General features: G+C 42.1%; 22 protein-coding genes. 16 read left to right on the top strand and 6 right to left on the bottom strand.

The window, feature by feature from the left end:
* Positions 1 to 449 precede the first annotated feature (449 nt).
* On the bottom strand, positions 450 to 1,706 hold the full coding sequence (locus QXD64_07460; protein ID MEM3397148.1) for an ABC transporter permease: 1,257 nt from the start codon (positions 1,704 to 1,706) through the stop codon (positions 450 to 452).
* A complete protein-coding gene (locus QXD64_07455; GenBank protein ID MEM3397147.1) occupies positions 1,703 to 2,617 on the bottom strand; it encodes an ABC transporter ATP-binding protein in 915 nt (304 codons plus the stop codon). Before QXD64_07455 ends, QXD64_07460 begins: the two co-directional genes overlap by 4 nt.
* Before the next feature lie 83 nt (positions 2,618 to 2,700).
* Here QXD64_07455 and QXD64_07450 point away from each other — a divergent pair, with 83 nt between their 5' ends.
* The 10 genes from QXD64_07450 to QXD64_07405 all read left to right on the top strand — a co-directional run bounded on the left by QXD64_07450 (position 2,701) and on the right by QXD64_07405 (position 11,004).
* Positions 2,701 to 3,003 (top strand): hypothetical protein, encoded by a 303-nt coding sequence (locus QXD64_07450; protein MEM3397146.1) that lies wholly within the window; start codon positions 2,701 to 2,703, stop codon positions 3,001 to 3,003.
* The gene (locus QXD64_07445; protein MEM3397145.1) at positions 3,000 to 3,248 is read left to right on the top strand and encodes a hypothetical protein; all 249 of its coding nucleotides are present in this window, start codon (positions 3,000 to 3,002) and stop codon (positions 3,246 to 3,248) included. The genes QXD64_07450 and QXD64_07445 overlap by 4 nt, the downstream gene beginning before the upstream one ends.
* 4 nt (positions 3,249 to 3,252) lie before the next feature.
* Positions 3,253 to 3,969, top strand: coding sequence for an ATPase domain-containing protein (locus QXD64_07440; GenBank protein ID MEM3397144.1), 717 nt, complete (start codon positions 3,253 to 3,255; stop codon positions 3,967 to 3,969).
* 5 nt (positions 3,970 to 3,974) lie between these two features.
* Positions 3,975 to 5,423 (top strand): hypothetical protein, encoded by a 1,449-nt coding sequence (locus QXD64_07435; GenBank protein ID MEM3397143.1) that lies wholly within the window; start codon positions 3,975 to 3,977, stop codon positions 5,421 to 5,423.
* Positions 5,424 to 5,508: 85 nt separating this feature from the next.
* Positions 5,509 to 5,940, top strand: coding sequence for a 30S ribosomal protein S6e (locus QXD64_07430; GenBank protein ID MEM3397142.1), 432 nt, complete (start codon positions 5,509 to 5,511; stop codon positions 5,938 to 5,940).
* Between the two features lie 10 nt (positions 5,941 to 5,950).
* Positions 5,951 to 7,183, top strand: a complete 1,233-nt coding sequence (locus QXD64_07425; protein ID MEM3397141.1) for a translation initiation factor IF-2 subunit gamma — start codon at positions 5,951 to 5,953, stop codon at positions 7,181 to 7,183.
* A gap of 6 nt (positions 7,184 to 7,189) precedes the next feature.
* Complete coding sequence (locus QXD64_07420) at positions 7,190 to 8,566, top strand: NAD(P)/FAD-dependent oxidoreductase (GenBank protein MEM3397140.1); 1,377 nt, start codon at positions 7,190 to 7,192, stop codon at positions 8,564 to 8,566.
* A complete protein-coding gene (locus QXD64_07415; protein ID MEM3397139.1) occupies positions 8,566 to 9,240 on the top strand; it encodes a 16S rRNA methyltransferase in 675 nt (224 codons plus the stop codon). Before QXD64_07420 ends, QXD64_07415 begins: the two co-directional genes overlap by 1 nt.
* Positions 9,241 to 9,245: 5 nt before the next feature.
* Complete coding sequence (locus QXD64_07410; protein ID MEM3397138.1) at positions 9,246 to 10,232, top strand: ABC transporter ATP-binding protein; 987 nt, start codon at positions 9,246 to 9,248, stop codon at positions 10,230 to 10,232.
* Positions 10,174 to 11,004, top strand: a complete 831-nt coding sequence (locus tag QXD64_07405) for an ABC transporter permease subunit (protein ID MEM3397137.1) — start codon at positions 10,174 to 10,176, stop codon at positions 11,002 to 11,004. Before QXD64_07410 ends, QXD64_07405 begins: the two co-directional genes overlap by 59 nt.
* 31 nt (positions 11,005 to 11,035) lie before the next feature.
* Here QXD64_07405 and QXD64_07400 read toward each other — a convergent pair whose 3' ends face one another.
* The gene (locus tag QXD64_07400; protein MEM3397136.1) at positions 11,036 to 12,037 is read right to left on the bottom strand and encodes a ThiF family adenylyltransferase; all 1,002 of its coding nucleotides are present in this window, start codon (positions 12,035 to 12,037) and stop codon (positions 11,036 to 11,038) included.
* Positions 12,034 to 12,906 (bottom strand): FKBP-type peptidyl-prolyl cis-trans isomerase, encoded by an 873-nt coding sequence (locus QXD64_07395; protein ID MEM3397135.1) that lies wholly within the window; start codon positions 12,904 to 12,906, stop codon positions 12,034 to 12,036. Before QXD64_07395 ends, QXD64_07400 begins: the two co-directional genes overlap by 4 nt.
* Positions 12,907 to 12,999: 93 nt before the next feature.
* Between QXD64_07395 and QXD64_07390 the strand changes: the two genes are divergently transcribed.
* The 3 genes from QXD64_07390 to QXD64_07380 are packed head-to-tail and all read left to right on the top strand — an operon-like array spanning position 13,000 to position 14,371.
* On the top strand, positions 13,000 to 13,473 hold the full coding sequence (locus tag QXD64_07390; GenBank protein ID MEM3397134.1) for a hypothetical protein: 474 nt from the start codon (positions 13,000 to 13,002) through the stop codon (positions 13,471 to 13,473).
* Between the two features lie 2 nt (positions 13,474 to 13,475).
* Positions 13,476 to 13,808 (top strand): hypothetical protein, encoded by a 333-nt coding sequence (locus QXD64_07385; protein MEM3397133.1) that lies wholly within the window; start codon positions 13,476 to 13,478, stop codon positions 13,806 to 13,808.
* On the top strand, positions 13,805 to 14,371 hold the full coding sequence (locus tag QXD64_07380) for a GMP synthase subunit A (protein MEM3397132.1): 567 nt from the start codon (positions 13,805 to 13,807) through the stop codon (positions 14,369 to 14,371). Before QXD64_07385 ends, QXD64_07380 begins: the two co-directional genes overlap by 4 nt.
* Positions 14,372 to 14,376: 5 nt before the next feature.
* Here QXD64_07380 and rsmA read toward each other — a convergent pair whose 3' ends face one another.
* Together rsmA and QXD64_07370 are read right to left on the bottom strand one after the other, a co-directional pair.
* On the bottom strand, positions 14,377 to 15,174 hold the full coding sequence (rsmA, locus tag QXD64_07375) for a 16S rRNA (adenine(1518)-N(6)/adenine(1519)-N(6))-dimethyltransferase RsmA (protein ID MEM3397131.1): 798 nt from the start codon (positions 15,172 to 15,174) through the stop codon (positions 14,377 to 14,379).
* Positions 15,164 to 16,234 (bottom strand): DegT/DnrJ/EryC1/StrS family aminotransferase, encoded by a 1,071-nt coding sequence (locus tag QXD64_07370; protein MEM3397130.1) that lies wholly within the window; start codon positions 16,232 to 16,234, stop codon positions 15,164 to 15,166. The genes rsmA and QXD64_07370 overlap by 11 nt, the downstream gene beginning before the upstream one ends.
* A 150-nt stretch (positions 16,235 to 16,384) precedes the next feature.
* Between QXD64_07370 and QXD64_07365 the strand changes: the two genes are divergently transcribed.
* The 3 genes from QXD64_07365 (at position 16,385) to QXD64_07355 (ending at position 20,949) form a co-directional block, all read left to right on the top strand.
* On the top strand, positions 16,385 to 19,141 hold the full coding sequence (locus QXD64_07365; GenBank protein ID MEM3397129.1) for a right-handed parallel beta-helix repeat-containing protein: 2,757 nt from the start codon (positions 16,385 to 16,387) through the stop codon (positions 19,139 to 19,141).
* A 159-nt stretch (positions 19,142 to 19,300) separates the two neighbouring features.
* A complete protein-coding gene (gene larB, locus QXD64_07360; GenBank protein ID MEM3397128.1) occupies positions 19,301 to 20,062 on the top strand; it encodes a nickel pincer cofactor biosynthesis protein LarB in 762 nt (253 codons plus the stop codon).
* Positions 20,044 to 20,949, top strand: coding sequence for a hypothetical protein (locus QXD64_07355; GenBank protein MEM3397127.1), 906 nt, complete (start codon positions 20,044 to 20,046; stop codon positions 20,947 to 20,949). Before larB ends, QXD64_07355 begins: the two co-directional genes overlap by 19 nt.

Genomic DNA, 20,949 nt, shown 5'->3' with positions numbered 1-20,949 from the left:
TAATATCAAAGGGATTAATAAAACTTTCGGTGCGCTCATGGAAAATTGCATACTGGCAAGACGAATTTACTTCTGAGCTCTCAAAGTCTCATAATGCCTATTACACAATCTTTGGGAAGTTAGTGGGGAATCACAAATGTCTATAATAAAGGGGGAAAATAATTATCGGATCTATCCATAGAAGCGTAGAAAGCAACCCACCAATGTTGCAGAGTTATCTAGCTTTTGAGAATGGATATTTCAAAATACCGCTCACACAGTAGAAAAAACCAAGGAGGGAAATAATCAATGTAACTATAAGAAATAGGATACGACCAGAGTATACGACAGGTCGCATATACAACCATCCCAAAACTCCAAAATAAACTATGAAAAAGGCTGTCACTGTCGCTAGCTCTAATGTTTTGGCATTTCTCCAGACAACATTGGAAAAATCCAATTTTATCATCTTACAAATCCTTCCATCTCGTTATCTTTATTGCAAGTATGGTGAAGATTACTGCCAGAACTGTGAGCACAATGAAGGAGAGTGTTGCATTGGCTGGCTCATTGTAAATCATGATTTCTCGCAAGCCCTGATGGAAGTAGTAAACTGGCGAACCCTTTGCAATTGTTTGCATGTAGGAGGGCATAATTTCAACGGGCCAGAAAGCACCGGAGAGAAACATCAGCGGGAAGCCAATTGCGTTTCCGATGCCGGCTGCCGCCTCAATATCCTTCACAAAGCCCCCAAGGGTCATTCCGATACTGGAAAAGAGCACACATCCAATGAAGATTAAAGAGACAGCATACAAATCTGGGACTGCTCTAACTCCAAAGATTGCCCAACTAAAACCAATCATCAATATTGTCAGTGCGAAGCCAAGGAAGGTCTGCTGCAGAATGCACCCGAGAATCCAGTCCCTTTTGCTGAGAGGTGTAGCACTCAGTCGTTTCACTATTCCATTTCGCTTGTATTCTGTGACTGTTGTGGTCATTCCAATTATTCCGTTAGTCATGATGAAAGCAGCAATGTAACCAGGCAAGTAATAATCAGCAGCCCTCCAGCGTCGTTGCTGCAGGTCCTCCGATTTAGGTATGAGAATATCAGAAGCACCTGTTAATTTATTATTGAAGCCATGAACTACACTGTAAATGATTCCTTTCACAATCTGTGTTGACTGGGCATGTTCATCCGCAATAAGCAAAACTTCCGGGCTTGTTACATTTGTCTGGTTAAGATAAGCACTCAGCATTTCCTTTCCCATTGTTATGTTTGCCACATCGCTTTCATTCATATACTGGCTATAGTTATTGAGCACATAGGCAAGCGTATCCACAATTATGCCCATTCTCACAACCACGGTCTTGTTGATTGCTTTTTCCTCAAAACCCTTTGGAATTACAAGAAATCGCAGACTTTCAATCGTCTGCTGTTCCTTCACGAAGGCAGAAATGTTAACATCTTTGTCCAACGGTTTTATTTCAAAGCATTCTGTGGACTTTATTGCTTCAATGAATGCTGAAGAAAGGTTTGTTTGATTCCCATTCTCGTCCACATCTAAATTTTGAATGTAAAGGTTGTATTTTGTGGTCTCAGTGCCTCCGAAAAGAGTTCCGAAAATCACGAGTAAAAGAACAGGGAAGAGAAACGAAAAGAACACACCAGTTGGTGAGCGAAGCCAGTCCTTCAACAATGTCTTGAAAACAACCCAGACATTCCTCATTCAAACTCACCCCTCTCATTGATTTTTCTTCCGACAAGTGAGAGAAATACCTCTTCCATTCCTGGTTCAATAATCTCCGCTTCAATGTCCTTTGAGTAGAGTTCAAGGGATGCCTTCGCTGCCTCTTTCTTCCCAGAAAATTTTCCACAGAAGCCACTATCTACTTTTGTAATGCTATCTGTGTATTTCTTAAAAATTTCCTCTACCTCTTTACTGGCAACCTTCGTAAACACCCTGTAACCTCCACCATGCTTTTCTACCATTTCCTTCACCACTCCCATCGCTACAATTTTTCCTTTCACAATCACAGCCACTCTATCACTCAGTTTTTCCGCCTCTTCCATGTAATGCGTTGTGAGAAAGACAGTTTTTCCAGTTGCCTTCAATTTCCTTATCACACCCCAGGTCTCACGCCTTGCTTCTGGGTCAAGCCCTGTAGTGGGCTCATCAAGGAAAAGAATTTCTGGTTCGCTCACTGCAGCCATACAGATACCCACGCGCCTCTTCATTCCTCCAGATAACGCTTTGAATTTTTTATCCTTTACATCCCACAAATCCAGCATCTCGAGATAACTCCTTAATTCTCCTTTTCTCCCATAAATGTCTGCAATTAACTTCACATTCTCCAGCACAGTTAAACGCTCAAATGCATTGAATTCCTGCGGTACCACACCAATCCTTTTCTTTATCTTCTCCTCATCCTTCGTAATATCATAGCCAAGAATTTGCACTTTCCCGGATGTGGGTTTTCTCAAACATTCCAGAATTTCCACAGTCGTGGTCTTGCCAGCTCCATTCGGGCCAACAAGCGTAAAAATCTCCCCCTGGTTGACCTCAAATGAAATGGAATCCACTGCTCTGAATTTTCCATAGTTTTTCACTAAATTTCTAACTTCAATTATTGTGTCCATATCTTGCGATAAATGGAGTGATATAAAATTCTTACCCAAAATTTAAAATAGGCAAAAATGTTAACTTTGTTCAGAGGGAAAAAATGGATAACATATATTGTGAAGAAAATACTGGAAAATGGGAGAAGATTCATGCACACATGATTAAGATACTTGAAAAATCGCTGGGACCAGGAATGGTCGCCGATGTCATAAGAGTTTCGGAAAATGATTTTAACAAACAAGATGTGAAAAACTCGATTAAGAATACAGTCGCAAAGATATATGTAGCACTAGGTGAAGAAATGACATATAACCTACTTACTAACACAGTGCTTGCTGAGATCGGTAATGACAGGGATTTTCTAGAAGAGTGCTACAATTTAGTGAAGGAGGTGAGCCAGTGAATTCTCTTGGGATGAAGATAGTAAGAACAATGCAGGAGAGCCCAGTTGGTAACATGAGTATTTTCATATATACTAAACAATGCCAGGATGCCGGAATAAATCCAGAGAGCATCCGTCCGGAAGAGCTACCCTTACTTATCCAGCGATTAAATGAGGTTCTTCCTTATTTTGCAGGCAAAAAGAGCAATGAAATAATCCAGAAAATTTCAACGCTTTCTAAAGAGAAAGAGGAGTTAAGGTGGTGAGAATTTGATAATCAAAAGTGGAATACCAGGACTAGACGAGATGCTAGGGGGTGGAATTCCTGCGAGAACTGTGAATCTTATTTGTGGTCCAGCAGGAAGTGCTAAGACCCTTTTTGGAATGCAGTTTTTGCTGGGTGGTGTGAAAAATGGGGAAAAAGGCATTTACATCACTTTAGAGGAAAGCAGAGCGAATATAGAGCGGGCGATGAATAACTACAAATTTAACCTTTTAGAACATCAGAAAAACAACAATATCCTCATAATGGATTTAGGTGCTATGCGGAAAGAAGCAATATCAAAGGAGATTGAAAAAGGTATGGTAAATTTCTCTTCCGTTGCTAAAGTGATAAAAAACATCCAGAAGCTTACAAATGCAAAGCGATGCGTTGTCGATTCAATTACTGCTCTAGGACTTTATTATTCGAATATTGAGGAGTTAAGACGGGAACTTTTTGTTTTTGCTACAGAACTGAAAGAGATGGATATGACCTCTCTTCTCATTTCCGAATCGCCTGATGGAACTAACTCGCTCACTCGTTATGGAATTGAGCAATTTGTCTGCGATTCCTTTGTTGTGCTAGGGCTAGAAGATGTGAAAGGGGAACTGAGGCGCACAATAATGGTAAGAAAGATGAGATTTGCAAAGCATGATACGACAAAGCATCCAATTGTGATAACGCCAGAGGGGATTGTGATTCAAGCAGATACAAAGATATTCTGATCAGTATGGGAATTTTCCAGATTTCTGCAGTTGATAATGCGATTGAAGCAGGGAGGAGAAAAAGAATTCTGCTCGTAACGGAGGACTTCCATGATGTTCTCTTTCTGATTCAACATTTTCTAGTAGATAACGGACACTGTGTGTTGACAAAACCTCTTGAGCTCTCTGGATATAAAATGATTGACTGGTATTCTGACCGTGTTGGCCTTCCCGCAGAAAAACAGGATACTTTGATAATGCCATCTGACCCTGTCCAATTTTTTGCAACTCTAAAAAAGATTGATGGGATTGAAAAGCTTTTCTTTCACCTTACACCAGTGCTTCTTCTTTATGAGAAGGAAACTGCGACTGCCCTGCTGGAAAATATCTGTGCCTATTGTGAAGAGAAAGGTATTGCCCTTCTTGTGCTCATAGAGAAGCCAGAAATTTTTGAAGAAGTAGTTGGCGCAATAAAGCACAGTTTTGATTATTTTCTCAACATGGCCAATGGAAAACTTACAATCACAAGTTTGAAAAGACCGGATGATGATGTGGAATTGCACTACGGGGTGAGAGAGAGTGATGTTGTGCTTCGCACACCCAGTGGCATAGAAAGATGCAATGTTTCTTGGTCTGGTGGAAAGAACCTATTCTGGCTTCCAGGTTCTGAGTTGTTATTCCCTACTGGTGTAAGTGAGAATTATGCCCTCCTGTTCTGCAGTGATACCCATCTTAAACAATATCTGATTGAACAAGCTGTAAGCGATTCCATTTTTTCAGGAAAACCCTGTATTTTTGTTGCTGGGGAGACCACATTAAAAGAGTTTACAGAGACTTTGAAGACCAAGAAAAAGCTTGAGCTTCTAGATGCGAAAAATTTTGTATTTGTGGATTGGTTCTCATCCACTACAAAGAAAATTACTGGAGCAGAGGACAGAGAAAAAGAGATCGTTGTTTCCAGAGATATTGTTTATCTAAGTGTGGCAATTGACTGGGCTCTTAGGAGGTTTGATGGTAAGGGGGTTCTAATACTTGATTGTCTAACCACAAGCACCCAGATTTACAGCACAGAGGAAATTTGCAATTTTCTGGCCACGGTTATCGCAAGGGCTAAGCGAAAAGGTTATTCAATTCTAAGCTTTGGAAATTTGGAAGTCATTGGGAGAGAAAGGGTAGATGCATTTGCTTGCTTTTTTGATGGTAACATACTTTTGGCCGGTAAGCGGATTCATATGGAACGCTCCGATACCTTCTTCTATTCTAAGAGGAAATTCGGACTCGCAGTTGCAGCAGGTGTGCTATCAATAATCCCAGAGTTCGAGAAAGAGGTAGAGCTAAGTGAAGAGGAAATTGCAAGGGTGCTTAAAACGCTAGATGAACTCCTTGGTAATCTCCCTGAGGAGAAAATATCTGAGTTTGCCATGAGCGAGGAATTCAAACTTTATGAGAAATTGCTGAAAAAATATGGAATTTGAACATGTTTATGGAGACACCAAGGCACAGCATGACTAAGAAAAGGGTTAAATATAAATGCGTTTTCAATCTCACAAGGTGAAAAACATGGTGGAATTCAAAGCCAATGTAGCCACATCTGAAGGAAAAACCTATACATTCCCTGTCTGGGGAAATTACGCAAATTCGCTCATTGGAAAGAAGATTGGCGATGAAGTGGATGGCCTATTTATTGGACTTCCAGGATACAAACTTGTAATCACTGGTGGTTCGGACAATGCTGGCTTCCCGATGCGGAAAGACATTGCAGGTGGAAAAAGATACAAGGTGCTGTTGAGCGAAAGCACAGGTTTTCATCCCAAAAAGAAGGGACTCAGGAAAAAGGTGTCTGTGAGAGGAAACACAATCTCACCAGAAACAGCGCAAATAAATCTCAAGATTATAGCTAAAGGTCCACATCCTGTCGAAAATTTATTGGAAGAGGCAAAGAAAAGGTATGAGGCAGAAAAAGAAAAGAAGGAAGACAAACCCAAGAAGTGAGGTATATTAGATGAAAGTTCATGTACAGCCAGAACTAAATGTAGGAATTGTGGGTCATGTAGACCATGGCAAAACCACTCTTACCTATGCACTTACAAAGGAACGCACAGACCGACTCTCAGAGGAGAGAAAGAGAGGAATTACAATCCGGCTAGGTTATGCGGATACTGAATTTTACCAATGTCCAAATTGTAGTGGACTTGATGGTTATACAAACTCTCCAACCTGTCCGAGATGCAATGGTCAAACAAAGTTTTTGCGTGCAGTTTCATTTGTAGATGCACCTGGGCATGAAAGTTTGATGGCGACTGTGCTTTCAGGTGCAGCAATAATGGATGGAGCATTGCTTATAATCTCAGCTGATGAGAAGTGCCCACAGCCACAAACAAAGGAGCATCTCATTGCGCTGCAAATTGCAAATGTTAAAAATGTTGTTGTTGCTCAGACAAAAATAGACCTAGTAAGTAAAGAGAGAGCAAAAGAAAGTTATAACGAAATCAAAAATTTCCTGAAGGGCTCATTTGCAGAGAATGCCCCAATAATTCCTGTGTCTGCACATCATGGAATAAATCTAGAAGCCCTTATTTATGCAATTCAAAAGTATATTCCTACACCCAAATTTGATGGCACAAAGCCGGCTAGAATGTATGTGGCACGCTCATTTGATGTGAATATGCCTGGCACACCACCCGACAAACTAGTAGGTGGTGTAGTAGGAGGTACAATTCTGCAGGGAAAACTTTCTATTGGAGATGAAGTTGAGATTGCACCAGGTAACCTCGAAATCGTTGGAAACCAAAAGGTTTACAACAACATTGTATCTAAAGTGTGTTCTCTCTACGCTGGAGACCTTCCGCTAAACGAAGCAAAGCCTGGAGGGTTGATAGCAGTAGGGACAATGCTTGACCCTGCTTTGACGCGTTCTGATTCGCTTTCTGGCAAAGTACTTGGAAAACCAGGCACACTCCCAGAGATGAAGCAGAAGTTGCTCATGGAAGTACATCTGCTTGAACGAGTTGTAGGCACGGCCTCAGAACTTAAGGTTGAGAAGTTGAAGACCTCTGAAACGCTTATGCTGAACATTGGCACTGCGAAAACTAGCGCACTGATTACAAGCACGAGAGAGGATATCGTAGAAGCAAATCTGAAAGTGCCTGTGTGTTGTGAAGCAGGTGATCGAGTGGCTGTGAGCAGGAAAGTGGGCACCACCTGGCGCTTGATTGGTTATGGAATCATTAAGTGAGGCATCATGAAATACGATGCAGTGGTTGTAGGTGCGGGTCCTGCAGGAATTTTCGCTGCAAGGGAGATTCTAAAGGAGGGAAAGCAAGTGCTTGTGATTGATGAAGGTATGGAAGTGGAAAATAGAGCATGCCCAATGGAACTTGGATCTGAATGTCTGAGGTGCACTCCATGTAATATAATGGCTGGCGTTGGTGGTGCTGGCACATTTTCTGACGGAATTTTAAACCTCAGGCCAGATATTGGTGGTGATATTACTGCCCTTTGTGGAAATGAAGAGAAGGCATGGGCACTCGTAAAAGAGGTGGATGAGTTCTTTGCTAAGCATGCGCCTAACTCTACACTTTATCATCCAGATGAAGAAAATGCTGATTCGTTAGCAAGAAGGGCCGCTGCAGTGGGAGCAAGATTTATCCCTATACCACAGAGACATATTGGGAGTGATCACGCACCATCTGTAATTGCTGGGATGTGTGAGGAGTTACTTGCTCAGGGGCTCAAAATTCTCACAAGAACAAGGGTTGAGGACATTTTGGTTGATAACGAAAGATGCAATGGTGTGATTTTAGGTGATGGAAAAGTAGTTGAGGCAAACGCAGTTGTAATTGCACCAGGCCGTGTTGGTATGGGCTGGATGCAAGAACTTATCGAGAGGCATAAGATAAAGGCGAGACACGGACCAATTGACATTGGTGTGCGCGTGGAGGTACCTGCAATTGTGATGGAACCAGTGATAAAAATCAACAGAGACCCGAAATTTCACATATTCACAAACAGATATGACGATTTTGTGCGGACATTCTGCACTAACCACAGAGGATTTGTGGTAAAGGAAAATTATGGAGAATTCATCGGTGTTAATGGGCATTCAATGAAAACAAGAAATTCTGAGAACACAAATTTTGCATTTTTGGTTAGAGTTGAGTTGACAGAACCTCTAGAGAACACTACTGCCTATGGTCGTTCAATCGCTGAACTTGCAACCACAATTGGCGGTGGAAAACCAATTGTGCAGCGATTGGGTGACTTGATGGCTGGAAGACGCTCTACATTCCCAAGATTAGCGAAAAATCCTCTGAAAGGTACACTATCTGATGTAACACCAGGGGATATTTCAATGGCTTTGCCCTCAAGAATAGTCCAGAACATCCTTGAAGGACTTGAGAAGTTAAACCAGATTATACCAGGTGTGGCTACAGATTCTACGCTTCTCTATGCACCTGAAATTAAGTTTTATGCTATGATTTTAGATGTGAATGAAAATCTAGAAACCTCAATTACAAATCTATTCGCCTGCGGAGATGGCGTAGGGCTCTCAAGAGGAATAGTAGGTGCTGCCGCTACTGGCATAATTGCAGGCAGAGGAGTGGCAGGGAGGATATAATGCTCCATGTGCTTCTTGCCGATGCAGAGCTTGAGCTTGTGCCTGAATCTATTGCGTCCCATCCGTCAGTGGTTGTAAATGCGAAGAAGAGAGGTAAAAAAACCACGAGAGTTTTACTGGACACGAATTTACATCACACTGCGATGAAAGAGATAGAAATGGGAGATAGGAGAGGAAGGCCAGATATTGTGCATTTCTTCCTGCTTTTAGCCCTTGATTCAATTCTAAATATGAGGGGCGAATTGAGGGTTTATGTACACACAAGAAACAATGAGTTAATTTTAGTTGATCCTCTCACTCGTCTCCCCAAAAACTATCCAAGGTTTGTAGGGCTCATGGAATCACTTTTTAACAATGGAGTTGTACCAAGCAAAGAAATGCCACTCCTAAAATTGATGTCTGAGTATTCCTTCGAAAAATGTCTTAACTACATCCCACATGATAGAACTATTGTGTTTTCACCAACAGGAAAGCCTGTATCTTTGGATAAATACTTTACAGAGTTTAAGCAAAATAACTTACTTTGCGTTATTGGTGGCTTTCCAGAAGGTGATTTTCTGAGCAATGTGTATGCCAATGCAGATGATGTTGTTTCAATCTCAGACCATACTCTTACGGTTTGGACCGTACTTTCTGAAATCTTGGTAAATTATGAGAATGCAACAAGAAGGTGAGAGAGTTGCCACCAAAAAATTCACATGATGTTCCGGCAATTGAAGTAAAAAATCTAACAAAGAAGTATAAGGAGGTAGTGGCTGTCCATGGCTTGAACATGAAAGTGAAAAAAGGTGAGATTTATGGCTTTCTAGGGCCTAATGGTGCTGGAAAGACAACCACTTTGAAAATAATCATGGGGCTTGCCAAACCAACTGCAGGAGAAGTGTTCGTTGAGGGAAAGAAATTGGACGCAGAGACAAGAAGAAACATCGGATTTCTGCCAGAGAAAGTTTCATTTTATGACAATCTCAATGCTATCCAGACCCTTGAGTTCTTCGCTGAACTAAAAAATGTGGACAAAAAAGAGATCAAACAAATCTTGAAGGAAATAGGGCTTCAGGAAGCAGCGAAAAGGAGAGTTGGGAGCTTCTCAAAGGGGATGATCCAGCTTGTAGGGATTGCTCAGACAATGCTTGGGAATCCTTCACTCTATGTCTTAGACGAGCCGATGAGCGGTCTTGATGCAAGATGGCGAAAATATTTCAAGGATAAGCTCAAAACTCTTAATAAGGCTGGAGCTACAATAATTTTCTCATCGCACATTCTCGCAGAAGTCGAGGACATCTGTGATAGAGTGGGTATCATTCACAGGGGAAAACTGGTTTTTGAGGGCACAGTACTAGAATTGCATAAAGAACTCAATTTGAAGCCAAAGCTTGAGATTCGGATTGAGGGGCTGAGAGGTAATATTCCAGATGAACTAAAAGGAATGGAAGGAGTAGAGGCAACCGCAAGTGATGAATGGCTTACCGTGCTCTGTGATTATTCCTCCAGGGCTACGGTTATGAAGACACTTGAAGAAAAAGGGCTAAGGATTCTAGATTTCAGGACAAGTGAGCCTTCTTTGGAAGAGAGCTTCGATTTATTGCTAGCGAGAGCGGAGGGAAAAAATGAATCTGCAGAAAATTTATGTGGTTGCGAAGAAAGAATTTGTGGACAATTTCCGTAACAAGTGGATTATCGCAATGATCCTGATTTTCGTTGTGCTAACCATGGTTGCCTCAGTATTTGGCGGTAAGGGTTCTATTGGTGGAATAGAGGAGACGGTAACTGTGCTTCTGGGCATTGCAGTAATCCTTGTGCCAATAATTTCAATAATGCTCGGCTATGCGACGATTTCAGGAGAAGTGGAGAATGGATCGCTTCCGCTTCTCCTCTCTTATCCAATAACCAGAACAGAGGTTTTGTTGGGGAAGTTTGCAGGTCTGAGTATGGTAATTGTCGTTGCAACTGTTGCTGGTTTTGGCATTGCAGGTGTTTTAATTGTTGCTGCAGCGGGTGCAACCAAAATTGGGAGTTACCTTCTTTTCATTCTGCTGACAATAATGCTTGGCTTAGTTTATCTTAGCTTAGCTGTCTTCTTTTCGACGCTATGCAGCAGGCGAAGTACTTCGCTTGGCTTAGGCATTCTCATTTTTTTCTGGTCCTCAATCTACGGCACTGTAGTTTTTGGCGTATTCCTTGCTACAGGTGGAGATTTCATGGCTTTAGCCACGGGCCAAGGCGAGGTTCCTGCATGGATGTGGTACAGCATGTTTTTGAGTCCTGCTGATTTGACACAGACAGGAGTGCTGCGCGCATTTGATGTAAAAAAGGCATTTGGCCATGCCCTGGAACCGCCGGCATACATGTCACTGCCTGCAGTTCTGCTTGCCCAGATTATATGGACTGTTCTACCACTAGTTATTGGCATATGGCAATTTAATAAAAGAGATGTGTAAGATTGGTTAGAGTGTGTAATCTTAAAACTGATCACATACCAATATACTTTGCATAAACACTTTTCGCAACCTCAATTGAGTCCGTACCATTTATAATAGCACCACCATCTGGGAACAGTGTGATTGCCCAGCCCTCCACCTTTACCTTGAGAATTCTGCCAACCTGCTTCACCTCCCCCACCTTCTCCAGCTTCTCCTTCATCTCTCTCATGTTCATTCTCTTTTTCTGCCCTGGTAGAAAATACACGGAACTGGAGCCACAGAGCCGCACGATCTGTTCGGACTTGTTATCCAGAAACTCAAACTCATGCTTTTTGCATGTTTTACATTCAGGATTCTGGCTCACCTCAATTTCCTGAATTTCAAAATTCCAGAGGTCAACAAACGCAAGAGTTTTCCTTTGTTCTTTATCAAGCACAATCTTCATGGCTTCAGTTACCTGGATACAACCAAATAACACAGGCACAGTGTTTAAAATTCCTGCAGTTTCGCAGGTTGGTAAAGGTGTCCTGGGCATTGCTGGAAAAATGCAGCGGAAGCAGGGACCACCTGGAACCACATTGTAGGTCATACCAGATGTTCCAAGCACTCCTGCATAAATCCAAGGGATGCTGTGCTTGACACAGATGTCGTTGAGCAAAAATCGAGTGGCGAGATTATCCGTGCAATCCATGACTACATCCATCCCCTCAAGTAAACTCTCTCCATTGCTGGAATTGAAATCGCCGACAACTCCCTCTACTTTGATTTCACTGTTAATTCTCATGAGATGTTTGGCAAGCACCTCTGCCTTTGCCTTGCCTACATCCTTCTCAGTGTAGAGAATCTGACGCTGGAGATTTGTGGTCTCAACCAAATCCCTGTCTATGATTCTTATTTTTCCAAAACCTGCTCTTGCCAGCAGATTCGCACACGCATTGCCAAGCGCACCTGCACCAACAACTGCAACGGATACCTTGCTAAGCTTCTCCTGCCCTTCCTTTCCAATCTCCCTAAGAATTATGTGCCTTGCATATCTTTCATTTTGGTTCATGCATTCTTCGTGATGTTCAGCACTGTGATAGTAAATATCAGCGTGTTCCCTCTAACCTGTTCGTTGTAGTCAATTGTGAAGGTGCCTTTTTCAGGGTTAAGTCCGATGAGGTAGAAATCCCTGTATTGGAAGTCCTTTGCATGAATTCTGTTTACCTGCGAGGGCTTTATCAGATGCTGGATTTTTATTTCTCCATTGCCATTGTTTGCTGTACTGTCTATGCTCAACACCTTAATCTCCCAGCCAAATGGACTAACGATTTCGCCTACATTTGGCGTGAAGTGGAACACTACTTTGTTTTCATAGGCAGCAAACACCGTCACATTCCAGCCCCACTTCGGGTCTTTTATAACGAGACCATCCATTGGCGATTTACCGTAGTAGTCAGTAAACTTTGACTCATTCCATTCATATCTCACGGGAATGGTTTCAATCAATGGCTTTTCAACCACGAGTGATGCATCCTTGAACCCGTAGCCCTTTTCAGGGGGAATAATTGCAGTCCTTGTGTCTCCTACCTTCATTCCAATTAATGCCTCCCTGAATCCCTCAATCACGGTAATGTATTCTCCTTCTGTGGAAGTGCCTACTTTCACTTTTAGAGGCACATACGCACTTGGCTCTCGCATGTTGAAGGCAGGGGATTTGGGATAACTCACATTGTCTATTGCCACAGAGTACATGGAGGTGTCGAAAACGCTCAAATCCACAAACCTGCCTATGTAATCCACCGCTACTTTGTCTTCTGGCTCCACATAAACTTCTTTCTTTTCCTCAGTTTTCTGTTGCGTGGTGTACCAGTAGTAGCCACCTGCGGCTGCAGCAACCAACAGTACAACCGCAATTACAGCATACCATTTTGTTTGCATGGACGCACCAAGCGTGCCATAGTGCTGAAAGATATAAATTTAACGCAAAGCCATCCGTAGATTTTAAGTACCTCTCCCCCAATATCCCCTTGAATGCATCAAAATGTACTGATGGCTGGAAGTTTGCTCCTCATGCTATCTGTAGTAGTGTTCACACCTTTCTTTTTTACACCAGAACCACCAGTAATCTTCTACGAAAATCCTTCCATGGTGATTGATTATCTGAACACCTCAAAAGAGTTTCGGGTGTATGTTTACAGCATTGCAACAAATGTCCGCTTTAAGTCAATCTATATGAACCTGACAAACCTCACCACAAATGAGACCGTAGAAACTGTGTTCAACAACACCTGTGCGGGCCTTGTCAACACTACCTGGCTCGCTTTCAAACTAAATGTTACAGTAATGCTGGATGCTAATGCAATTTATGATGGAGAAATTATAATTCGTCTTGCATTTAAAGAGACCATTGACACCATAACCATAGAGCGAACGAGAGATGGCACAAGTCAGGAAATGCGTTCAGAAGAATTTCCTTTTCCTCTGGCAATGGAGAGACGGTGGTAAAAATGAAAATCAACAGATTGACATTGATATGGCTCGGCCTGATGATATTTCTGATTATACTTGAGATAGGGCAACTTGCAGGCATCGTGCGGCTTGATCGTATAATAAACAATCCATGGGGCTTTGTCTTCGGCATCACAATGATTGCAATTCTTGCAGTGGTTGGTGCACTTTTTGTGGGTGTTTTCATAGCATACAGAGTGTTCACATCTAGAGGGTTCACACCTTATGAGGAGGAGATTTTAAAGGTGGCTGATGAAGTCCATAAAATTTCAGCTAGAACTGAAAAAATTGAGAAGGAACTCCAGGAACTCAAGGAGGGCTTGAAAAAATGAAAATTTATGTGATAGACAATGGAGGTCAGTGGACCCACAGAGAATGGAGGGTGCTGAAATACATTGGTGCAGACACCAAAATTGTACCAAACACTACAGAGACAGAGAAGATTGCAGATGCAGATGGTCTAGTGCTCTCTGGTGGTGCACCGAGAATTGGAAGTGAGATGCAGAAGCTTGGAAATGTGGGAGATTATCTCCAGAAACTGTCAATTCCAATTCTGGGAATTTGTGTGGGACACCAGTACATCGCAATTCACTTTGGTGGAAGTGCAGGGCCAGCGAAAGTGCCTGCCTACGGAAAGGTTGAAGTCACAGTTGATAAACACTCAGAACTTTTTGATGGCATTCCTGAGAAATTTATCGCCTGGGAGTCGCACAATGATGAGGTGCAAGTGGTACCCGAAGTCCTGGAGATTGTCGCCCACTCTGAGAATTGCAAGGTAGAGGCGATGAAACACAGGGAGAGACCCATATTCGGCGTCCAGTTTCACCCTGAGGTTGAGCACACACAGTACGGCGAGCAAATTTTCAGAAATTTTATGAAGGTGTGCAAGCGGTAATTCACCTATTTCTTCTTCTCTCTCCTCCCTGCAATCCAATTCGCAATCTCCCCAAAGTCCTCTGGAGAAAGTTCTTCTGGTCTTTTGTTATAGTAGTTTTTTGCTCTTAAAAATTCAATCAGCACCTCATCTTCATTTTTCCAGTGCTTGGCAAGAATTGTGCCAATTTTTTTTCTTCGGTGCTGGAAAGCCACATCCACAAGGCGTGCGAAAATTTCAGTGTTTGCAATCTTGAATGGTGGCTTGTTTCTCGGAGTCAACTGAACAATGGCTGACTCTACCTTCGGTACAGGGTAAAATGCACCTCTGGGCACAATTTCCAGAATTTCGCAATCCGCCTTACAGTAAACATTAACGGATAGTCGCCCGTAACTTGGCTCACCAGCCACAGCACACATCCGCTCCGCAAATTCTCGCTGATACATTAACACGCCCCTTTGGAATTTGTACTCGAGAATCTTGAATGTGATTTCTGAAGAAATTCTGTAGGGGAGATTTGAAACAATTTTCGTAAATGCTGGCAACTCAACCTTCAATGCATCTCCCTCTATCACTTTCAGGTTACCGTAATTTTTTTCTAAGGGTTTAAGATAGGCGGTCACAAGCGATTGGTCTTTTTCCACTGCAATAACTTCTGCACCTGTTTCGCAGATTGCCTGGGTGAGCAAACCAGTACCTGCACCTATCTCTAATACGATGTCCTTTTTATTCAGGTCTGCATACCCAACTATTCTCTCCAGCACCCTTTTATCCTTCAAAAAATGCTGGGACAATGCCTTCTTTGCTCTGACCCTACCTTCCATAGAATCTCCGAATTGTATTCACAACTGTCTGCACCTCTGCATCTGAGAGCAGTGGGAAGATGGGGAGCGAGAGGCATGTGTTTTTCACTTTTTCTGCATTCTGGCATTTTTTTCGGTATTTGCTGAGGTGTGGGTATTCATAAAGTAGCTTTGGGTAGTAAATTCCAGTGCCAATTTCAGCTTTCGTGAGATACTCCCGCAGTTCATCCCTTCTCTCTGTCTGAATTGTGTATTGATGGTAAACATGGCCATATCCATCTGGCACGAAAGGTGGTTTTACAACATCAGCTAGATTTTCATCGTACATCTTTGCAATCTCCTTCCGCCTTCTGTTAAACTCTGTTAGTTTTTTCAGCTGGCATAGCCCTATGGCCGCACCAATGTCAGTCATCCTGTAATTGTAACCAAGCATTGAATACTCATACCTTGCAATCTGACCCTGATTTCTGAGAATTCTTGCCTTTTCAGCCATCTCATCATTGTTTGTGGTTATCATTCCTCCCTCACCAGTAGTCATGTTTTTTGTGGGATAGAAACTAAAAGCACCTATGTGTCCAATTCCTCCCACAAATTTTCCATTCACAGTAGCTCCATGGGCCTGACAGGCATCTTCAACCACAAGAAGGTTGTGTTCTGATGCAATTTTCATTATTTCATCCATGTTAGCTGGAAGTCCATATAGATGCACAGGCAGTATCGCCCTTGTTTTCTTTGTGATGAGGTTCCTTATTGAGGCAGGTGAGATGTTAAAAGTATCAAGTTCAATGTCTGCATAAACTGGCTTTGCCCCCATCATGCAGATTGCGTTTGTAGTAGCCACAAATGTAAACGGTGTGGTGATAACTTCCTCACCTTTCTTTATTCCTGCACTCATAAGTGCAATTTCCAGGGCACAGGTGCCATTTGCAACAGCAATCGCATGCTTTACTCCCATGTATCTTGCAAATTCCTCCTCCAGTTGTTTAACGAGTTTACCCTGTGCAAGATTCCCGCTCAACAAAACTTCCCTCACTGCGTTGATTTCTTCCTCGCCAATTGCTGGCTTTGCCTGTGGTATCATACAATCACCAATGTCCCCAAACTGTCGGTATAGATATAGATTTCTCAAATGTGTACATATAGCAAAATCCTGTCATTCTTATTTTATTTAGTGATTGCTAACCTTAAAAGTTTATATATCAGAACTTATTTTACTGTATTCGGTGAGACATTGGAATTGAAAAGTAAAACTACAAAAAGTATAGGATTGAGGAATGGCAGAGACAACACCCGTGGTTTTACAAACGGGTTGACAAATGGATTCACCAACGGAAACGGATATAGGGCTGGAAGAAAATTGAAGGAAAAACCAAATCATGGCAAAGTTCTGGCTGTTTTTGTGCTTGCAATGCTTGTGCTAAGTGTTGTTGCGTTTCTCACATGGCAAAGCAGCAATGCTGGTGCCATCAAAATAGATGGCAGTTTTGAGGACTGGCAAGGCGTTGAAAAGACCACGAAGGCAAGAGATGTGAGCGTGCCAGAGAACATTGACATTGCTGAGTATGCAACTGCAGAAACGGGCAAGAATGTGGCGTTTTATGCGAAGGTGTATGGTAATCTGCTCGCTGGCGATGGCAGATACATTGTTGAAGCCCCCTCGGATAATCCAGTGTATGTGGCAAACCATAGGGAAACGGCAATACCAAACGCAAATGGCAGGGATGTGGCCTATGTGTTTGTGGACACGGACAATAACGCAGCAACTGGCTTCAAACCCTCTCCGAATTTCGCAGTGGGTGCAGAGAAGGCCATAGAAATTCTGGGCAAGAATGGAAAAATTGAGGCAAGCCGTGTTTTGAGTTTTGCTGGTGTGGTGCAGCAGGAGTGGACATGGGTGATTGGAGAAAGTGTGGCTGCAGCAACAAATGGAAAGCAGGTGGAGACATTGGCGGGCAAGAGCTTGCTTGGCATCGGCGAGGACTACGCAGTTTACTTCTACATGATTGACTGGCAGAATATGGAGTGCAAACTGGACAATGCGTTGCGGTGCGAGAATGCCAAATTCTCAATATTCAGTTTGTATCTGAGTGGTGTGGGACAACTGCGGGCTACAAGTGCTGGAACGGAAGCAAAAGGCACACCACATGCACCGATTTACATAAACGGCAACGCAGATTTTGCAAATCAGGCGCAGCAAAATGGTTGGCCTGGCGATGGAACAACAAGAAACCCCTACGTTATCGAAAACTACGATATAAATGGATATGGAGGCTCGTACTGTATATGGGTGTCAAATACAGATGTATATTTCGTAATTCAATATTGCTACCTGACAAATGCTACTCTGAACATTACAGACCCGTATGGTGCAGGAATTGCAATTTCAAATGTTACAAATGGAAGAATCCAAAATAACATTTGCACAAATTGCAGATATGGGATATACGCATATTCTGGCTCTTTCTCTAATATCATCAGTGGCAATACACTTTGGAACAACGCTTATTATGGTGTGAGTGTAGAGAATTCCTTTCAGATCACTGTTGAAGATAATGTTGTAATGAGTACAACGTACGGGATAGCTCTAATGTATGCACAATACACTCAGGTAATAGATAACAATGTAACAGGAACTACCACAGGAGTTTACTCAAGCGAAAGCGTATACAACACTATAACACTAAACAAATTATCTGAGAATTCATATGGGATATATTTCTCATTTTCTGCCAATAATTCAATATCTCAAAATACGATTACAGCCAATTCATTTGCAAATATCTATCTCACGTCGTCAAACAGTAACACAATAACCAATAACATAATCTTACAAGGAGGTTCATATGGAATTTATATGTCCTCATCTATGAATAATCAAATGACTAACAACAACATATCTCAGAATAACTATGGCACTTTTCTAAAAACAAACAGTAAGAATAATCTGATAAGTTATAATCGAATTTGTAATAATACAAACTATGGCGTGTATCTAACAGACAGCGGTACGACAGGTAACACGATCCATCACAACCACTTTATTGGAAATCGAGGAGCAAGTCGAGGAGTTAGTGGAAGTTGTCAGGCATATGACGCCGTTACTGGCAATAAATGGAACCTATCTCTAGAGGGAAACTATTGGAGTAACTGGGATAGAAGGAACTGGGGCACATCTGCTGCGTACCCAATAGATGGATCTGGTGGGGCTGCTGATTTTTATCCAATTAGCAACAGAAAGATAAGAGATGCAATAAGAATTGAAAGTGATACGGATTTCACCCTTGCTAACGGTGTTATCTCAGGGGATGGAACAAGTAGTAGGCCATTTGTAATTTCTGGCTGGGAAATTGATGCTGCAGGTGGAGAATACTGTGTTTATGTGGCAAATACAACATCATACTGGGTTTTAGTTGATTCTTTGCTTTACAATGCTACTACGACAGAAGGGGCAGCAATAATTCTGTATAACACAGCAAACGGGAATATTTCTAGTAGTTACATTCAGAGCAGTTATACGGGTATGCTTATGGACAGTACCTCTGCATATAAAATCTATAACAATAACATATCAGAAAATGCACGATTTGGAATTAAACTTATCAATAATTCTCAACAGAACGAAATAACCTACAACAATTTTGCAAACAATACTGACTATGCCATAAACATCACTTTTGGCTCTATTGACAATGTGATATCCTGTAATAACTTCTGGAACAACAAACAGACTAAAGGAGTCTCTGGAACTCCACAGATGTACGATGAAAATCCACCCACAAACGGAAACACAATCGTTGATAACTTCTGGAGCAACTGGGACGACTCTACACCAGGATATCCAATAGATGGTGGTGCAGGAGTGGAAGATGCGTCTCCGGAGGCAGCACCTGTGCCTGAAAGTACCCTCGTATGGGCGATGCTTACAGGGATGTTAAGTTTCTATGCGCTACGACTGGGCAAGGAGAGGAAAGAGAAGAAAAAACACTGAACATTTTTCGCTTTTTAATTTCTTATCTTTTTTTGGATGTCAAACTTGATATTGGGTATGTACTCTCTGTAGGTTTTGTTTCGATATCAATTTCATTGGATATCTCCACAACGCAGATGAGAAAGTTTTTAAGCACTCTGTATTATCCTGTTCCTGTATATGCGTAAGATTCTTGAGGAGCTGAAAAACGGAAAAATTTCCATAGAGGATGCGGAAAAATTGCTCACCCAGAAAGTCCTGTCTATTGGAGAGTATGTAAATTATGATTTGTTCAGGAAGGAACGCACAGGCATTCCAGAAGTGATTCTTGGAGATACCAAAGATGAGGAAATACTTGCAGAAATTGTCAAAAAGAATGTGGAAGTTCTAGGTTATGCAATTGTGTCTAGATGCTCTTCGAAGTTTGCCGAGAGGTTGGGAAAAGAAATAGGTGGGGCGTATTATGAGAAGGGTAGGGTGTTTTATGCTGGTAAATTTAAACCCGAAATTGAGATTGAAGGTACAGTTGGAATAATCACTGGTGGTACTGGCGACCTAAGAGTAGCAGAGGAAGCAAAAGCAATCCTTGAGGTTCTGGGTTGTAAAACAAAAATGGCCTATGATGTGGGTGTCGCTGGGCCACACAGAATCATTAAAGTACTAGAAAAAATGAGAGATGTGGATTGTTACATTGTGGTAGCTGGTAGAGAAGGCACATTGCCAACGCTTGTGGCTGCCCTTGTAAACAAGATTGTGATCGGAGTTCCTGTGTCTATTGGTTATGGGCATGCAGGCAGTGGGGAGGCAGCCCTTTCCACAATGCTTCAGTCCTGCACCCCAGTTTGTGTAGTGAACATTGATGCTGGATTTACAGCTGCAGTTATCTCATACCTTATTGTTAAACAGATCAGCGAGGCGAGGAAATGTCGGAAGAGTTCATGAGCGAGGAAGAAAAACGCAAAGCTGCTGTCAGAAAGGAAATGTATGCTGCAGAGAAAAAATACCAGGCATTGATAGAGAAAAGAGATGCATTAAATGCAGAGGCAGAGAGGGTTAAATCTGAAAGGGACGCGCTGAACCAGAAGAAGAAAGAGCTGATGCTGCAGATTGAAAATCTGAAGAAAGAAAAACGCGAAGTGGCTGATAAATTATCTTTACATAGAAAAAAACGGGATGAACTGAACGCAAAAGCGAAGGCGCTTGTGACAATGAAAAGAGAGAAACGGGACAGAATAAGGCCAACACTTGGAGAAGAAGTAAAAACTCTTGAGGAAGAGCTTGCTGCCCTTGATAAGAAGCAGCAAACCACACAACTTACGCTTGAGGAAGAGAGAGAGGTAATTGCACAGATTAAGGCAAAGACAGCTGAACTTGCGAAGTTGAAGGCATTACTAAGTGAGCAAGATGGCCTGATTAAGGATGTGAAGACACTTGATGAAACAATAAAAAACCTGTTTGATGAGGCAAACAAAGAACATACTGAGGTCGTAACTTTGAGTGCTCAGGTGAAGGAATACAATGAAAGAATAAAGAGCATTGTGGATGAGGTTTCGCATGTAATTGCAGAGGCAAACAAAAAACATGAAGAATTCATGGACTTGAAAAGTAAAGCCACAGAATGTCACTTAAAGGCGAAGGAGATGAGGGAGAAGATAATAACGACGAGAAAGGAGTTAAGAATGGAAGAAAAAGAAGCAGAGAAAGTGATTGAGGAGCATAACCAACAGGTGAAGAAGCTTTTAATGGACGAGAAGGTTTATGATGAGTTCGCTGACAAGAGTGTTGAGGAACTGCTGAAGAAAGGTAAAATAAATATGGGGCCCTCGTGA

The sequence above is a fragment of the Thermoplasmata archaeon genome (genome assembly GCA_038874435.1).
In the GTDB taxonomy this organism is placed as follows: Archaea; Thermoplasmatota; Thermoplasmata; order Lutacidiplasmatales; family SKW197; genus SKW197.
Note: the sequence above shows the minus strand (reverse complement) of the source record. Positions and strands in the feature narration are given on the sequence as shown.

Bases quoted from the DNA above. Each gene is read 5' to 3' on its own strand.
- QXD64_07380 (MEM3397132.1), top strand. From the start codon at position 13,805: ATGAAAATTTATGTGATAGACAATGGAGGTCAGTGGACCCACAGAGAA.
- QXD64_07405 (MEM3397137.1), top strand. From the start codon at position 10,174: ATGAATCTGCAGAAAATTTATGTGGTTGCGAAGAAAGAATTTGTGGAC.
- QXD64_07450 (MEM3397146.1), top strand. From the start codon at position 2,701: ATGGATAACATATATTGTGAAGAAAATACTGGAAAATGGGAGAAGATT.
- QXD64_07425 (MEM3397141.1), top strand. From the start codon at position 5,951: ATGAAAGTTCATGTACAGCCAGAACTAAATGTAGGAATTGTGGGTCAT.
- QXD64_07435 (MEM3397143.1), top strand. From the start codon at position 3,975: ATGGGAATTTTCCAGATTTCTGCAGTTGATAATGCGATTGAAGCAGGG.
- larB (MEM3397128.1), top strand. From the start codon at position 19,301: ATGCGTAAGATTCTTGAGGAGCTGAAAAACGGAAAAATTTCCATAGAG.
- QXD64_07395 (MEM3397135.1), bottom strand. From the start codon at position 12,906: ATGCAAACAAAATGGTATGCTGTAATTGCGGTTGTACTGTTGGTTGCT.
- QXD64_07415 (MEM3397139.1), top strand. From the start codon at position 8,566: ATGCTCCATGTGCTTCTTGCCGATGCAGAGCTTGAGCTTGTGCCTGAA.
- QXD64_07430 (MEM3397142.1), top strand. From the start codon at position 5,509: ATGGTGGAATTCAAAGCCAATGTAGCCACATCTGAAGGAAAAACCTAT.
- QXD64_07400 (MEM3397136.1), bottom strand. From the start codon at position 12,037: ATGAACCAAAATGAAAGATATGCAAGGCACATAATTCTTAGGGAGATT.
- QXD64_07385 (MEM3397133.1), top strand. From the start codon at position 13,476: ATGAAAATCAACAGATTGACATTGATATGGCTCGGCCTGATGATATTT.
- QXD64_07460 (MEM3397148.1), bottom strand. From the start codon at position 1,706: ATGAGGAATGTCTGGGTTGTTTTCAAGACATTGTTGAAGGACTGGCTT.
- rsmA (MEM3397131.1), bottom strand. From the start codon at position 15,174: ATGGAAGGTAGGGTCAGAGCAAAGAAGGCATTGTCCCAGCATTTTTTG.
- QXD64_07390 (MEM3397134.1), top strand. From the start codon at position 13,000: ATGCATCAAAATGTACTGATGGCTGGAAGTTTGCTCCTCATGCTATCT.
- QXD64_07370 (MEM3397130.1), bottom strand. From the start codon at position 16,234: ATGATACCACAGGCAAAGCCAGCAATTGGCGAGGAAGAAATCAACGCA.
- QXD64_07420 (MEM3397140.1), top strand. From the start codon at position 7,190: ATGAAATACGATGCAGTGGTTGTAGGTGCGGGTCCTGCAGGAATTTTC.
- QXD64_07355 (MEM3397127.1), top strand. From the start codon at position 20,044: ATGTCGGAAGAGTTCATGAGCGAGGAAGAAAAACGCAAAGCTGCTGTC.
- QXD64_07455 (MEM3397147.1), bottom strand. From the start codon at position 2,617: ATGGACACAATAATTGAAGTTAGAAATTTAGTGAAAAACTATGGAAAA.